17 protein-coding genes are annotated in these 14,143 nt (G+C 37.8%); 5 read left to right on the top strand and 12 right to left on the bottom strand.

Annotated elements, in window-relative coordinates; genetic code table 11:
• Window position 1: 1 nt before the first annotated feature.
• Window positions 2-1,339, bottom strand: coding sequence for a DEAD/DEAH box helicase (locus PPBDW_RS15440; RefSeq protein WP_036790021.1), 1,338 nt, complete (start codon window positions 1,337-1,339; stop codon window positions 2-4).
• 223 nt (window positions 1,340-1,562) lie between these two features.
• On the opposite strand from PPBDW_RS15440, the gene PPBDW_RS15435 reads away from it, so the two are divergent.
• Complete coding sequence (locus PPBDW_RS15435; RefSeq protein ID WP_036790018.1) at window positions 1,563-2,168, top strand: DUF2238 domain-containing protein; 606 nt, start codon at window positions 1,563-1,565, stop codon at window positions 2,166-2,168.
• A gap of 66 nt (window positions 2,169-2,234) precedes the next feature.
• On the opposite strand, the gene galE is transcribed toward PPBDW_RS15435, so the two are convergent.
• Window positions 2,235-3,254 carry a UDP-glucose 4-epimerase GalE gene (gene galE / locus PPBDW_RS15430; protein ID WP_036790015.1) on the bottom strand — a complete coding sequence of 340 codons (1,020 nt, stop codon included), beginning with the start codon at window positions 3,252-3,254 and terminating at the stop codon, window positions 2,235-2,237.
• A 288-nt stretch (window positions 3,255-3,542) separates the two neighbouring features.
• Between galE and PPBDW_RS15425 the strand changes: the two genes are divergently transcribed.
• Complete coding sequence (locus PPBDW_RS15425) at window positions 3,543-4,469, top strand: alpha/beta fold hydrolase (RefSeq protein WP_036790012.1); 927 nt, start codon at window positions 3,543-3,545, stop codon at window positions 4,467-4,469.
• A gap of 59 nt (window positions 4,470-4,528) precedes the next feature.
• Here the strand turns inward: PPBDW_RS15425 and PPBDW_RS15420 are convergent, their stop codons facing one another.
• Window positions 4,529-4,741: an HP1242/YdcH family protein gene (locus PPBDW_RS15420; protein ID WP_036790009.1), complete on the bottom strand. Its 213-nt coding sequence runs from the start codon at window positions 4,739-4,741 to the stop codon at window positions 4,529-4,531.
• A 341-nt stretch (window positions 4,742-5,082) separates the two neighbouring features.
• Here PPBDW_RS15420 and PPBDW_RS15415 point away from each other — a divergent pair, with 341 nt between their 5' ends.
• The 3 genes from PPBDW_RS15415 to PPBDW_RS15405 all read left to right on the top strand — a co-directional run bounded on the left by PPBDW_RS15415 (window position 5,083) and on the right by PPBDW_RS15405 (window position 7,373).
• A complete protein-coding gene (locus tag PPBDW_RS15415) occupies window positions 5,083-6,135 on the top strand; it encodes a GGDEF domain-containing protein (protein ID WP_036790007.1) in 1,053 nt (350 codons plus the stop codon).
• A gap of 9 nt (window positions 6,136-6,144) precedes the next feature.
• Entirely contained in the window at window positions 6,145-6,660 is a 516-nt protein-coding gene (locus PPBDW_RS15410) for an NUDIX hydrolase (RefSeq protein WP_036790004.1), read from the top strand.
• A 155-nt stretch (window positions 6,661-6,815) separates the two neighbouring features.
• On the top strand, window positions 6,816-7,373 hold the full coding sequence (locus PPBDW_RS15405) for a manganese efflux pump MntP (RefSeq protein WP_036790002.1): 558 nt from the start codon (window positions 6,816-6,818) through the stop codon (window positions 7,371-7,373).
• Between the two features lie 57 nt (window positions 7,374-7,430).
• On the opposite strand, the gene PPBDW_RS15400 is transcribed toward PPBDW_RS15405, so the two are convergent.
• From PPBDW_RS15400 to PPBDW_RS15360, 9 genes are all read right to left on the bottom strand, one after another.
• The gene (locus tag PPBDW_RS15400) at window positions 7,431-8,315 is read right to left on the bottom strand and encodes a metal ABC transporter substrate-binding protein (RefSeq protein ID WP_181950659.1); all 885 of its coding nucleotides are present in this window, start codon (window positions 8,313-8,315) and stop codon (window positions 7,431-7,433) included.
• Window positions 8,316-8,363: 48 nt separating this feature from the next.
• A complete protein-coding gene (locus tag PPBDW_RS15395; protein WP_036789997.1) occupies window positions 8,364-9,239 on the bottom strand; it encodes a metal ABC transporter permease in 876 nt (291 codons plus the stop codon).
• Window positions 9,239-9,994, bottom strand: coding sequence for a metal ABC transporter ATP-binding protein (locus PPBDW_RS15390; RefSeq protein WP_036789994.1), 756 nt, complete (start codon window positions 9,992-9,994; stop codon window positions 9,239-9,241). The genes PPBDW_RS15395 and PPBDW_RS15390 overlap by 1 nt, the downstream gene beginning before the upstream one ends.
• Entirely contained in the window at window positions 9,991-10,902 is a 912-nt protein-coding gene (locus tag PPBDW_RS15385; RefSeq protein ID WP_036789993.1) for a metal ABC transporter solute-binding protein, Zn/Mn family, read from the bottom strand. Before PPBDW_RS15385 ends, PPBDW_RS15390 begins: the two co-directional genes overlap by 4 nt.
• Before the next feature lie 55 nt (window positions 10,903-10,957).
• Window positions 10,958-11,542, bottom strand: a complete 585-nt coding sequence (locus PPBDW_RS15380; RefSeq protein ID WP_036789990.1) for a DUF6162 family protein — start codon at window positions 11,540-11,542, stop codon at window positions 10,958-10,960.
• On the bottom strand, window positions 11,539-11,862 hold the full coding sequence (locus tag PPBDW_RS15375; RefSeq protein ID WP_036789987.1) for a hypothetical protein: 324 nt from the start codon (window positions 11,860-11,862) through the stop codon (window positions 11,539-11,541). The genes PPBDW_RS15380 and PPBDW_RS15375 overlap by 4 nt, the downstream gene beginning before the upstream one ends.
• Window positions 11,863-11,947: 85 nt before the next feature.
• Entirely contained in the window at window positions 11,948-12,784 is an 837-nt protein-coding gene (locus PPBDW_RS15370) for a DUF4198 domain-containing protein (protein ID WP_207860818.1), read from the bottom strand.
• 11 nt (window positions 12,785-12,795) lie between these two features.
• Window positions 12,796-13,320, bottom strand: coding sequence for a DUF2271 domain-containing protein (locus PPBDW_RS15365; protein ID WP_036789982.1), 525 nt, complete (start codon window positions 13,318-13,320; stop codon window positions 12,796-12,798).
• Window positions 13,321-13,357: 37 nt separating this feature from the next.
• Window positions 13,358-13,987, bottom strand: coding sequence for a PepSY-associated TM helix domain-containing protein (locus PPBDW_RS15360; RefSeq protein ID WP_036789979.1), 630 nt, complete (start codon window positions 13,985-13,987; stop codon window positions 13,358-13,360).
• Window positions 13,988-14,143 lie beyond the last annotated feature (156 nt).

The following is a 14,143-nucleotide window of genomic DNA, read 5'->3' as shown; positions in this document are numbered from 1 at the left end:
ATTAGTCATCTTGGCTAACATCAGTATTGCGTTTTTTCTTAGGCATAAAGACATCATTACCCACCGCTTGGTTTTCGTAAAAACGCTTATCAACTCTCTTTTTCGCTTTAGGTGCTTGAGTTTGCTTAGTTGCACCAGTAGTGTTCGTCGTTGTTTTCTTAACAAACTTCTTCTTCGGTGCAGGTTTAAGGCCTTTAAACTTACCAACCAAACCTTCAATTGTAGTGAACTCAATCTTTTGCTTTAAGAAAGCTTCAACTGCTTTGAAACTCTTCCAGTCTTTAGGTCCAACTAATGAAACTGCATCACCTTTATTACCTGCACGGCCAGTACGACCAACACGGTGAACATATTCTTCCGCGTGTTTTGGCATATCAAAGTTAATAACCAACGACACACTATCAATATCAAGACCACGTGATGCGATATCCGTTGTCACAAGAATCTTATGACAATTACGCTCAAACTGACTCATGATACTATTACGTTGAGTTTGATTTAGATTACCGCTCAATGCTACAGCTTTTAGTTTACGTTCGTTTAACTCAGCCGTTAAGCGATCAGTATCTGCTCGAGTAGCTGTAAAGATAATAACTTGATTGTAATCTTCAACTTCAAGCACTTTATCTAACAATGCTTGCTTATGATCTAAGTGATCACACAAAATAAAACGCTGATTAATATCAGTATGTTCTTCTGCTGAGTGGCCAATTGAAATACGTTTTGGCGTATCCAACATCTCTGAGGCCATCTCCATTACATCAACGTGATCCATCGTTGCAGAGAACATTAATGTTTGACGACGACGGTGATTAGCCGCTTCATTAATACGACGAAGCTGTGGTTCAAAACCTAAATCAAGCATACGATCGGCTTCATCAAGAATAAGCATTTCTAAGCCATCAAGATGAGTACTACGATGTTCAAGGTGATCAGCAAAACGACCTGGTGTTGCAACCACAAACATTGGATCATTACGTAATGCTTTTACTTGATCGTTAAAGTTTTCACCACCAACAATCAAAGTTCCATCGTAAGGTGTGCCAGCATTAAGTGTACGTAGTTGTGCAAAGACTTGTTTCGCTAATTCACGTGTTGGTGTCAATATCAAAACACGAGGATCACGACGTGTGAATGGCTTGCTGCGATACATTCGTTGCATCGCAGGTAATAAAAATGCCAGAGTTTTACCGGAACCCGTTTTCGACGACGCCAAAATGTCTTTGCCTGCAATAGCAACAGGGACTGCCGTTTGTTGAATTTCGGTTGCTCGATCAAACGCCAAATGATTCAGTTTCTTTAATAGGCGTGGGTCTAAGCCAAGATCTTTAAAATGCAAAATGATGCTCCGGTAAAAACAACTCAATCTATGAGTGTGTACTGTCAAATATGATGTATATCACAATATTGTGAAAACATTAGTTGGAAATTATAACACAAACCAATTTTAAAAAACCTAAAATAAGTCATCACAACCGCGTTAACATATTGATAATCTTTCTTGCCATATATGCAGCAAAAACGTTACTCTTTAAGCCAATTGTTTATTATAAGGAATTGAAATGATTGAGAACAAATACCCCAAATGGCTAGCACTGTGCTATACCATCTTCTTTATTGCACTTGGGATCAATCCCGCTTTTCGTGCAGTATGGGTAGCGGAGGCTATCCCTCTTATCATTGTGTTCTTATTTTTAGTTTTTAGTTACCGTTATTTTGTATTTAGTAATCTCGCCTATACGCTAATGGCTGTTTGGTTGGTATTGCATAATATTGGCGCCCATTACACGTTTGCAAATGTCCCTTTTGACTGGGTTAACCATATTCTCGATTCTAGCCGTAATCACTTTGATCGCTTCGCCCACTTTTCAATTGGATTTTATGCTTTTCCTATTGCTGAGTTTTTAGTACGTAAAGGACATTGCAAACCAATTATTGCCGCACTATTTGGCTTATTTGCTATTATGGCAACTGCTGCAGCTTATGAAATCATCGAGTGGTGGTACGCAGCAAGCGCAGGCTCTGAGGCGGGCATTGAATTTTTAGGCTCTCAAGGTGATATCTGGGATGCACAAAAAGATATGTTAGCAGACACTCTTGGAGCAATATTTAGTTTAGCTATCTTCTTTTTTGCGAAAACATATAACGTCAAAAACAATAATCACTGATCATTATTTTTAAACAATAAAAAGGCGCTTATTATGAGCGCCTTTTTTATTCAATCCAAAATGTACTTACTCTGCGTCAGGGTAACCATCAGGATTTGTTGACTGCCAACGCCATGTATCTTGAGTCATATCATCAAGCGTTAGTTTTGCTTCCCAATGCAATTCAGCTTTCGCTTTCGCTGGATCAGCCCAACATTCCGCAATATCACCAGCACGACGCGGCGCTATTTTATAAGGGATCTCAACACCTGAAGCAACTTCAAATGCTTTTGCCATTTGCAACACACTGTTACCGTTACCAGTACCTAGGTTATAAATGTGTAGACCCGCTTGACGACCTTTATGGGTTAATGCAGCAAGGTGACCATCAGCAAGATCAACTACGTGAATATAATCACGTACACCTGTACCATCAACTGTTGGATAATCGTCACCGAACACAGATAAAAACTCACGACGACCAACAGCTACTTGAGAAATAAATGGCATTAAGTTATTAGGGATACCTTGTGGATCTTCACCCATTGTACCTGATTTATGTGAACCTACTGGGTTAAAATAACGCAATAATGTCACACTCATTTCAGGGTATGCATGTTGAATATCAGCTAGACACTCTTCTACCATTAGCTTACTACGGCCATATGGATTCGTTGCACTGGTTGGAAAATCTTCAGTGATTGGCACTGATGCAGGATCGCCATAAACTGTCGCTGATGAACTAAAAATAATCGCATTCACACCAGCTGCACGCATAGCTTCAACAAGTACTAACGTACCACTTACATTATTATCATAATACTCAAGCGGCTTTTGTACTGATTCGCCTACTGCTTTAAGTCCTGCGAAATGAATCACAGCATCGATATCATTTTCAGCAAACACGCTATCTAAAAATTTACGATCACGAATATCACCTTTATAGAAAGCAGGCGTCACACCAGTCAAGCTTTCAATACGCCCTAATACTGTTTCTTTACTGTTATATAAATTATCAACAATAATCGGGGTCATACCCGCTTCAATCATTTGTACACAAGTATGACTACCAATGTAGCCCATGCCGCCAGTAACTAATACACGCATGGTGTCTCCTAGTCGTTAATAGGTAGTTTTAAGACAAATATTAATACAAATCCGTATGGTAATAACGCGATATTATATAAGTATTTATTATAGAATGAGATTATGCTATCGATTGCTGTCTTTAGCAACATACTGATCCACATAATTTTAAATTTTGACATAATGCTAACTAAAAAAACAAATGCCAATTCACAAACCTTATTTTTATTTGTATCTATATCTAAAAATTGTCTTATCCCCACCAATAAAACAGTGTATCATTATTGTTTTTAATGACTTGAGTAAGCTATGAAACGAATCTTGCATTATTTTATTCTGTTATTAACTTTGCTTTTCGTAACAACTGGCTGTGAAGTGGTACGTTGGAAAACAGAGCACGACCAATCATCGCTAAAAAAAGAAGGATTCAGTAAACATCAAATGACCTTAAGTGAGGGTGGTAAATTAACCTATTGGGAAGGAGGTCAAGGCCAACCTTTGCTTCTATTACATGGTTTTGGTGGTACTGCTGCAGCTACATGGAAAGCTGAAATGATACAGCTTAGTAAAAAATACCGTGTTATTGCGCCAGATTTACTCTGGTTTGGTGAATCTTATAGCGATAACTCAGCTCAACTAGCTACTCAGACTAATGCTATTTGGCAGTTAGTTGATAAATTAAAGCTCAATAAAATTGATGTAGCAGGCATCTCTTATGGCGGCTTTATTACCTATGATATGATGCTTACGCCCGAACGTATAAATAAGGCAGTGATTATTGCGAGTCCTGGGCCATTGTTTAATGATCAAGATTTGAATGATTTAATTAAGCGTGCAGGTATTCAATCGCCTGAAGAATTATTTGTACCTAACAATGGGGATGATGTTAAACGTCTTTATGACAATGTGTTTATCTCTAAAAAGATCATTCCTGATTTTATTGCCAATCAAATCTACCTTGATTATTTCTCACAATGGAAGCCACAGCGCACTCAATTAATAAAAACATTGCCTAATGATCGAGATCGTATTCAGCAATATGATCCAAAAAAATTACCTCAAGCATTGTTAATATGGGGAGAAAATGATCAAATTTTCCCATTAAAAAGTGGCATAAAATTGAGCCAATATATTCAAGCTCCTATTGTTGTCTTGCCTAAAACGGCACATGGTATTACTAACGAGCAACCAGCAATAACGGCCAATCTAATCGATAACTTCTTATCTACTCAATAATCATCATTATTATAGATACAACAAAAAAGAGAAGCCTGCGCTTCTCTTTTTTCATCTATTTATTGCGTTTTCTGCTGTAAATAGATAAATATTTCATCTTTCAACAACAACTTCTTTTTTTTAAGTTGTTCAATGAGCGTCTCATCAAAACCATTGGAAGATGTCATCACATTAATTTTATCATCTAACTCATTATGCTTTTTAAATAGACGATCAAAATGTACATCATGACCTTTTAGTGTTGAAATTAAGCTTCTATATTCTGGAAACATTGTCACTCCTAATCACTATTAGATACACTTTAATTTATACCAAAATAGAATAAATATTCATGGCTACAGATCTCATTTTTAATCATTTAATCTAAAAAACCACCCCACTCATATCCAAAAAACATACTTTGCAAATTTTTATACTTTAAATTTATACAGTTATAAAATTAAAGTATTCACAAAAACAATCATTAATAACAATAAGATCCTTTGCTAATATATTAGCTTACATTAAATTAAAAAAATAATTAGACATCAATCACAATACTGATATGCTTCCCAGAAAAATGCATTATGTATTGCATCCTCTCTCGTGATGTTATAAGGGTCTGTTCCATACCATGGCTACACTGATTAAGAGTACTCAACTCCAAGCGACAAACTTTGCTTATATTGAACTTAGTGAGAAAACATTAAAAAAACAACTTTCATTATTATTCCCTTTTTCTGGCGCTATCTGTGCTGTTATTGCTTTCACTTATTTTATTTCACAACAAGGACATTACTTCACAGTTGTCGGTATATTAGGCATGACATTGTGTTACACCCTAGCAGCATTAAATAGAACCCTATTTTCAGCAACTATTCTTTTTTGGATCTTTTTAATTGCAACTACACTTGTTTGCTCAAGTGGTTTTTATTTTACTGGTGCTCGCCACATTAGTAATACCATTGGATTAACTATTCCATTATTAAGTTTTTTTGCTTTACAAATCAGAACAGCAACTTGGTATAGTGCTATTTTTGGATTGTTGTATATTGTGCTAAGTGTGTCTGAAATAACCAACAAACACATGCAAATTTCATCAGCACTCCAAAATATTTGTGCTTATTCTATTATCTTTGTGATGGCGTTTTTATTATCCCGCCACCGCTATGATGCTATTTTGCAAGTCAAAAGAACCACCACCAATGATTTCCTTACTGGGTTATTAAACCGTGAAGGGTTACTGCCTCTTTATCTAAATGAATCATCCCGATGTAAGCGTTATCGCCGTGATATTTCGATGCTATTAATTAACATCGATAAATTTAGAGAGGTTAATGACCGTTTTGGCCTTGATGCGGGAGATAAGACGCTGATGATGCTGGCAAAATGTCTTCGCGAAACATGTGATAAAAACATGCATATTGCACGTCTAAGCAGCCAAGAATTTTGTATCATCATTCCCGACGCTGACGTTCCAGCTGCTGAGCAATTTGCGATTAAATTTCGTGATGAAATTAGTCAATGGGTATTAGAATTAACCACCGGACATCAGATCAATATTACAGTTAGTATCGGTATTACTAATATTGAATATCAAGATTTCAGCTACGACTATATCAAAGCAGAAAGTGCATTGATGCGAGCAAAGCGTTGGGGTTATAATCAAATAGCTACCAACGAATAGAGAATAAAAATGACTATAATCAAACACTATCAATGGAAATGTTTCAGTATTGAAGAGCAACCACATACACTACCCGATGGTAGAGAGATGGCTTTTACTACACTTATTCATCCGGGTGCTGTTGTCATTATTCCTATTGATAGTAATGGTGATCTGGTTATGGTGCATCAATATCGCCCAGCAGTGAAACAATGGTTACTTGAATTTCCAGCGGGCACTATTGAGCCTGATGAAGATATCTTAGTATCTGCACAACGAGAATTGGCAGAAGAAGCTAACTTAGCAGCCAAACAATGGCATGCTTTAGGTGAATTATTACCAGCACCTGGCTTTTGTGACGAAATTCAATATCTGTATGTTGTAAAAGAGCTCACACCAACTCAGGGTGAGCTTGATGATGATGAAATCATGGATGTTGTCACTTTTTCTGTTGCTGAAATAGAACAAAAAATAGCATCTAATGCTATTAAAGATAACAAAACCTTAGCTGCTTTTCTAAAAGCACGACTTCTTGGCTATATTTAAACACCACTAATAATCATAAACATGTTGAGATATTTGATTAATAAATATCGCAACATGTTTAACCTTATCCATATATGCAAAATTAATATCCACACAAATACATCGCGTTAATCTTCATTTCAGTTTATAAAAGCATTTTTACGAGATGATATATCGTGTCTTTCTTACTCGCTTTGATATTCTCCCTTTCATCTAATCTCGATAATTTTGTTATTGGCCTTACCTATGGCGTAAAAAATGAAAGGATCCCACTTGTTTCTAATGCAATCATTGCTTTTATTACAGCATTAGTTACTTATGCCTCTATGCTTGGAGGGCAATTAGTTACTCAACTCATTCCACATAAAGTATCAAATGAACTAGGTTCTGTTATTTTTATTTTAATGGGCACATGGTTTATTTGTGCTGATATGTTAAAAAAACAGCAACAAAAAGAAGAAAAACAAAGCACTGTGCTTAATTTTAAAGGTGCAGTTATGCTTGGTCTATTACTATCAATTAATAATATTGGAGTCGGTATTTTAGGTAGTATCACCCATCTGAATATTTACTTGGTTGTCGCATTAACCTTTATTACCGGTATGATGCTAACTTATGCAGGAAATAATATCGGTGACAGTATTATTGGCAAGCTTGTCGGAAAATATAACGATTTGATCTCTGGTGGATTACTGATTTTATTAGGTGTTTTATCATTATTCTTTTCGTTTTAAACACTCGAAGCCCAGTCCTTATATAGTTTCAACTAAACTGGGCTTCGATTAAACGAATTACAAACTAATCTGCCAACGGTGTAATGGAGCGTTAGAATCAATTCCAGCTCTTCCCCAACGATCAACACTATCAACCACCATTACATTTACATTTTTAGGCAATAATGCTTGTTGTGATGACGTAAGTTTCTTCGTCGTTAATAACCATAAACTATCATCTTCAGTTAATAGATTAGATAGCTTAGTCTTATCAGATACAGTCCACTCTAACTCTGGTGTTGTTAAACGGTCAACAACAAACAGTTGATTACCCGATGCAAAATCCTCAAGTTCACTGGAAAGCAATACCACAGAATCGACACCAGCTTCCATCAATATTCTTTGTTGATTATTAATTAACTGGCGAACATCATTCATTAATTGCTGCTGATTTTTTTCTATTTGTTGTGCTTTTTCTGGCCATAGCTGTTGCAAATCATTACTGACAATTGCCGCCATACGACTAAGGTTAGTCGGATTCAACCACGAATAAATTGAGGTTGAACCATCGGCTAAACGTAATGCGGCAACACCTTGTGCTCGTGGCGAAATAGCTTGTGATGAATCTATCTCTACTATTTTAATATTACCTTGTCGCGCATGAACATAAAGCGGATCTTGCGGCCAAATAGCGCCTAATGTTATTACTGCTTGTGCTTTTTTACTGGCCTGCTTCGTTACCGCCTCCCCTTTTGATGCAAACCAATTAGGTAGCCGCGTCACCCCATAACGCTTAGGCGGTAAGAATTTTGTAGTAATGCCCGTACCCTGAGTGAGTTCTGATGCCAACATATAAGTGACAGGCGTTGCTGTTAAAATATCATCAGCATAAACGGCAGTAGTATAACTCCCCCCAGCAATGATAAGAGCCAATATAGACACTGATTTTGCGAGCAAACGCATTGGAGGTTGCTGAACTTTATTCATGTTGGTTCCTTAAAAATACAGCGACTACCCTTTACGAATAATGCGGTAGCAGGTGGCAGTTAAAAAGAAAATAGCAGAAACAATGATAATCGCCGCTCCCGAAGGAACGGGGAGTTTAAGCTCCATTGGTAATATTGTGCCGATTACACAACTAATAGTGGCAAGCAAAGCCGATAAAAGCACAAAGCTCCCCATATTTTTAGTTAACAGACGCGCTGTCGCACCAGGAATTAGCAACAAAGCCCCAACTAATACCGCCCCCACGATCTTGACTGATGCAATAGTGACAAGGGTAATCATCATCACAAATAGATAATCATAAAAATTAGTTGTATAACCTCGAACACGCGCAATATCAGGACTAATACAGGTTAATAAAATTCGATTAAACGTTGGTATCAGTAGCACAATAATCAAACTACAGCTAATCGCTAATACCCATAAATCTTGATCAGTAACGGTTAGAATCGAGCCAAATAACACGTTCTCTAACATATGAATGTTAATTTTACGTGCTACATACATCAATAATGCCGCCCCTACCGCCAAAGCTAATGCTAGAAAAACACCGACTAAGGTATCGTAAGGTACGTTGGTTCTATTGCGGACAAAGTGCAATAACAAAGCAAAGATCATGCAAAAGCTAAATAGGCCAATAAAAGGATTTTCAGGCGGTTCGCCTAATAACACCCCTAATGCAATACCCGTTAATGCCGCATGGCCTACTGCTTCTGAAAAAAAAGCCAACCGCTTCGCTATCACTAACGTCCCTAACCCACCTAATAGCGGACCAAGTAATAACGCAGCGACAATAGCATTAACCATAAAAGCATATGAAAAACTGTCACTTAGAAAACCAGCATCAACACCTAATTGTGCCCAATGACGTAATAAATCCATTACGCGACCTCATGTTGCTTCGCCGCAATCGGCGCATGGCTATAGTGATTAAATAAACGTTCAATCTTTTCGGGAATCAACACTTCAGAGTGATGACCTGAATCAACAAGAATGCGATTAACGACATGGACTTGCGCATTTAATCGCCGTACTGCCGTCACATCATGGTGAACAGCTAATACTGTTTTTCCTTGCGCAACAAATTCATGGATCAATGACTCTAAATAACGTACACCTTGCTCATCCATACCCGTTGTTGGCTCATCAAGTACCAGTAAGTCAGGGTTATCCAGCAGTGCTTGTGCAAATAACACCCGTTGCTGCTCACCACCAGATAATTGACCCATACGACGATCGGCACGATTTGCCATTCCTACACGTTCAAGTTGGCTTAATGCAAAGACTTTATCCTGCTGACGTTTACGCCAAAATAATGGCGAACGCGTTAAATTGAGTAAAATAAAATCCATTACAGTTAATGGCAAACTTTGTTCAAACATCGCTTTTTGAGGAACATAGCCCACCGAACCTGGTTTGCCATTATTTGCCGCATCGTCCCATAAAATATCAATCTGACCTTTGAATGGTGTTAAGCCAAGAATTGAGCGTAATAACGATGTTTTCCCTCCGCCATTAGGTCCCATTACTACATGGCATTTACCGGCCTCAAAGCTATGATTGATGTTAGATAAAATCTGATTCTCGCCATATTGCAATTCAAGGTTTGCAATCTCAATCTGTGGACCAAAACTCATGCTTGATCCTTATTAGCAGCAAATTTCATCGCTTCTACTAAGGTGTCTAAGTTTTGCTGCATTTCAATTTCTACTTTATCAGCTTCATATTGACCATGCGTCATATGTGAAAAACGGTATAACTTTACCCCTGTCGCTTTTTCAATAGTATCGACATAACGGTTAGGCATATTTAATTCATAAAACAGCACATCAATACCAGATTGCTTAATGCTTTCTATCGTACCTTGGAGTTGACTCGCACTTGGTTCCACACCGTGTGCTGGTTCAATAACGGCCGCAACATCAACACCAAACTCTTGCAATATATAACCGTAAGCATTGTGAGTTGTTGCCACTTTCATACCTGAAGTATCTAAATCCCCTAACGCTAACATCGACTTACGCTTCATTAAGCGAAACGTTTTAGCATAATCACGGGCATTTTTACGGTACTCACGTGCATTATCAGGATCAAGCTCAGCCAATTTATTAGCAATGGTGTAAACCTTTTGAATGGTGGTTGATAGACCTACAAACGTATGAGGATTCACTGCACCATCACCAACAGATTGCCCCATCGCGGGTAATAACGGCACATCACTGTTAGCTTCAATAACAACTAAATCATCACGATTAGCCGCTTCAATGACTTTTAGTGCAAAATCATCATGACCAATGCCATTAACAACAATAACGTCCATTTGTTTTAAACGGCGTAAATCATTTGGTTGTGGTAGGTAGTTATGGGGGTTAAAACCAGCATCGACTAACGGCAAAATATCGGCTTTATCGCCCACCACTGCTTTTACATAGCTATAATAAGGCTGCAAGGTAATACCAATGGTTAATTTTTCAGCAGCCGCGCTACTAAAACTCATCAATAAAGCAGCTGCAGTCAAGACAGTTTGAATACCTATTTTCATCATATTTTTACTTCAACGTTAGAGAAAGGAATAAACCACGACTTATATAGTCAACACATTAATGAGGTTGAATTTGCTCATCACTGTCACTACGAAATACAATTTGAGTCCAGCCACGATCAATAAGTTGCTGTGTTTCAAAAACAGCCTCTTGATTAATAACCAATGGTATCGTGTCTCGAGAAAGTGCTAACCAAATATCGGGATCTGGACTATTACTGTTAAGTACAACTGATGATGCACCTTGCTTTTCAGTACGAAGACCTTGATAAATAGCACCATCAATATGCTGCCATTGATGACGCCCTTTACGTTCCCAGCTTTTATCTTCAATGAAAGGTGCTAACCATAATTCAGATAACTCAGCCATATCTGGCCAGTGATTTTTATTATCAAATTCACGACTATCTTGATTTAAATTTCGAATTTCTTCGTGAGCAAGACGTAATTCAGCCACCATTGCTAATTCATCTGGACTTAACTCGGTGATTGCTATTTGGTGAGCATCCAATTGCTGTAATTTTGTTTTATCTTGGTGAAATGGCAATAACACCGTTGCCAGTAAAAGAATAGCAACAATAATACCGCCAACCCATTTCCCTTCTTTACCACCATTATCAGAAGGTACTGTTTGACGAATCATTTTTCGTTAATCTCAACAACGTCAACTTCGACAGGGCTTTCATGTCCAGAATCAAACACTAGATAAAAATCAGTATCTGGTTTGGTAAATTCAGCAATCGAGCGTTTATCCGTATTGACTTTAGCAATGAGGTTATCGTCGTAATCATACATATTGACGTTGTAATCAACCGCTTTACTGCCATCACTGTAACCCGTTTCACAAGCCACTTTGTCACTTTCAAACCAACAACTCATTAATGGAAAATGTGCCTGAGCTGCAGTTGAAAATAAGCCTAATGTTAATAACGAAAACTTAATCAGTGATATATGCTTTTTCATAACAACCTCTAAATCTATCCATATTGTGGATGGAGGTAATAAAAAGTGCTGCATTCAATAAGAGAAACAGCACCAATTGGAATACTTACTGTAGTGATGCTTCAAACGTGATATGAACATTAACGTTCGCAGTATCAACCATTGGATTATTAGCAATCTCACCACGATAATTTGCTTTCATAATATAGCGACCTGCAGTTTCTGGAGTGAAACTCACTTTGCCATCTTTGTCACTCACGACATCAATTTGTTCTTGATGATTACGGTATAATGTTCCTTCACGTGTCACCTCTGCTACAACGCCAGCTTGCGGTTGACCATTAAAGTAGAACTGAAAAGTCACCAGTTCACCCTCAACAATATCGGCAGGATGAGTGATTGGTAGCAACTCTAAATATTTACCCGTAATTTCCATTGCTTTAGTACTTGGCTTACCAACAGTGACATAAGTTTCCGCGCGGGTGTAACCAACTTGAGTGAGAACATCACGCGATTTTTTAGGTAAAACTGCATCACGTTCAACTTTATTTGCAGCAATCCATTTCACCGTATCGCGACGACCGGCTTTATATTGAGTGAAATAAACAGGCGTTTGATTCACTTGAATTTTATGTGTACCTTGTTCTTCAAAATAGAAGTCAAAAATCGCACGACGCTTGCCACGAATAGTAAAGTTAGGACGTTCAGTTCGACCATCAGGCATGATCACTTCTGCTGTTTCTGTACTTGCAGGTTTATCATAAACAAAAGTACCGTGTGACGCAGTAACATCAAAAGATAACCAATCCCCCCCTTCTTTTGATACCGTAAAATGTGAAGGTAATACCCAACGTGGATGAGCATTCGCCGAGGCTGATACTGCTAACCCAGCAATAACTGCACACGCCAGTGAAAACGCTTTAATTTTATTATTTTTCATAATGTTACTATCACTCAAAGTTTGTAATTAAGCTGAATAGCACCGGTTTCTTCGGTCGGTGCAATAACATGGCTAAACGCGTTTTCGCCTAGCTCGATTTTTTGACGTAAATAATTTCGACCACCGTGTTCACGCACTACTTCCACGTAAAAGGTATAACTGCCTTGTTCAACACGTTGACCTTTATCATTTAAACCATCCCATACAAATTTGTATTCACCAGCGGGACGTGTTGCTGAGGTTACGGCATCAACAAGATCACGATCATAACGACCCACTTTTCGCCACCAGCTACGTAAATCTTTCAGCCACTCATCCTTGCCAACCCACAATTGTACGGTGCGTACTGGTTTACGATTTGCGTCTTCAACCCAAACAGCAACATAAGGGCGTGCATACATAGTGGTTTCAATTACAGGCAGGGTAAAACTTACATCAAGCTGCGCCGTTTCTGAAACAGGTTTCGCTATTGCGCTTGCCAATGGCGTTAACAATAACGCGACTAATAATGGTTTTTTAATGGTGTCAAACACGGTCATAATGAACCTTAAATAAAATCGACAATTAAATACTGGCTTATGGCACAGCAACAATATAAATCAGTAAACTAATTACAGAACCAAGCCCCATCCACTTCAATGAAGTGCGAAAGGTTTTCTTTTTAGGTATCAATAAACACACACCAGTTAATACAAACATCACCATTAATAAAGCAGTAATATCGATAAACCAGCGCCAAACTTCACCACTATTACGGCCTTTATGCAGATCATTAAGCACTGCAATCACACCATAATGAGTGCTTTCGATGGTTGCTTGAGCTGTTGTCATATCAATAAAGACCGTGGCGTTATAACCAGGGCCTTTATAATCAAGTGAAATTTCACCTTCTAATAATTCATCGCCATCAACATCAGTAAAAATATCAATCGCAGATGGAGTACCACTTACATCCCCATGTTTAGCTAAGTATGCGATTAATGCTGAACGATTAGGTGCAAATTGACCTTTCTCTGACTTCAATAACTCACTTGGAATAACAAGTTGCTGCTCGACAATATTCGGTGCTTGACTGACAAAAAGATGAGGTCGATTTAACGTGATCCCAGTAATGGCAAAAAATAACACCACTAACAGTAATGCCATTGAAATATAAATATGTAATCGACGTGCCCATAGTTGCACTGCCTTATTTTTTAACACCATCACTAACATCATGTAGAGAAACTGGAATAATGATAATTTAATTGATAATCGTTCTTATTGGCATTCAATTTACATTGTTTACGTTGGTTAGAAAAATGAGAGAAAAACGAAGGTGCGAGGTGCGAGGCATAAAATTCAAACACCCCTAATAAAAAA

Source organism: Photobacterium kishitanii, assembly GCF_000613045.3.
GTDB classification, from domain to species: domain Bacteria; phylum Pseudomonadota; class Gammaproteobacteria; order Enterobacterales; family Vibrionaceae; genus Photobacterium; species Photobacterium kishitanii.
The sequence above is the reverse complement of the archived record's forward strand: the minus strand, read 5'-3'. Positions and strand labels throughout refer to the sequence as shown.

Bases quoted from the DNA above. Each gene is read 5' to 3' on its own strand.
- PPBDW_RS15425 (WP_036790012.1), top strand. From the start codon at position 3,543: ATGAAACGAATCTTGCATTATTTTATTCTGTTATTAACTTTGCTTTTC.
- PPBDW_RS15435 (WP_036790018.1), top strand. From the start codon at position 1,563: ATGATTGAGAACAAATACCCCAAATGGCTAGCACTGTGCTATACCATC.
- PPBDW_RS15375 (WP_036789987.1), bottom strand. From the start codon at position 11,862: ATGAAAAAGCATATATCACTGATTAAGTTTTCGTTATTAACATTAGGC.
- galE (WP_036790015.1), bottom strand. From the start codon at position 3,254: ATGCGTGTATTAGTTACTGGCGGCATGGGCTACATTGGTAGTCATACT.
- PPBDW_RS15390 (WP_036789994.1), bottom strand. From the start codon at position 9,994: ATGAGTTTTGGTCCACAGATTGAGATTGCAAACCTTGAATTGCAATAT.
- PPBDW_RS15395 (WP_036789997.1), bottom strand. From the start codon at position 9,239: ATGGATTTATTACGTCATTGGGCACAATTAGGTGTTGATGCTGGTTTT.
- PPBDW_RS15360 (WP_036789979.1), bottom strand. From the start codon at position 13,987: ATGGTGTTAAAAAATAAGGCAGTGCAACTATGGGCACGTCGATTACAT.
- PPBDW_RS15420 (WP_036790009.1), bottom strand. From the start codon at position 4,741: ATGTTTCCAGAATATAGAAGCTTAATTTCAACACTAAAAGGTCATGAT.
- PPBDW_RS15410 (WP_036790004.1), top strand. From the start codon at position 6,145: ATGACTATAATCAAACACTATCAATGGAAATGTTTCAGTATTGAAGAG.
- PPBDW_RS15400 (WP_181950659.1), bottom strand. From the start codon at position 8,315: ATGCGTTTGCTCGCAAAATCAGTGTCTATATTGGCTCTTATCATTGCT.
- PPBDW_RS15365 (WP_036789982.1), bottom strand. From the start codon at position 13,320: ATGACCGTGTTTGACACCATTAAAAAACCATTATTAGTCGCGTTATTG.
- PPBDW_RS15380 (WP_036789990.1), bottom strand. From the start codon at position 11,542: ATGATTCGTCAAACAGTACCTTCTGATAATGGTGGTAAAGAAGGGAAA.
- PPBDW_RS15385 (WP_036789993.1), bottom strand. From the start codon at position 10,902: ATGATGAAAATAGGTATTCAAACTGTCTTGACTGCAGCTGCTTTATTG.
- PPBDW_RS15415 (WP_036790007.1), top strand. From the start codon at position 5,083: ATGGCTACACTGATTAAGAGTACTCAACTCCAAGCGACAAACTTTGCT.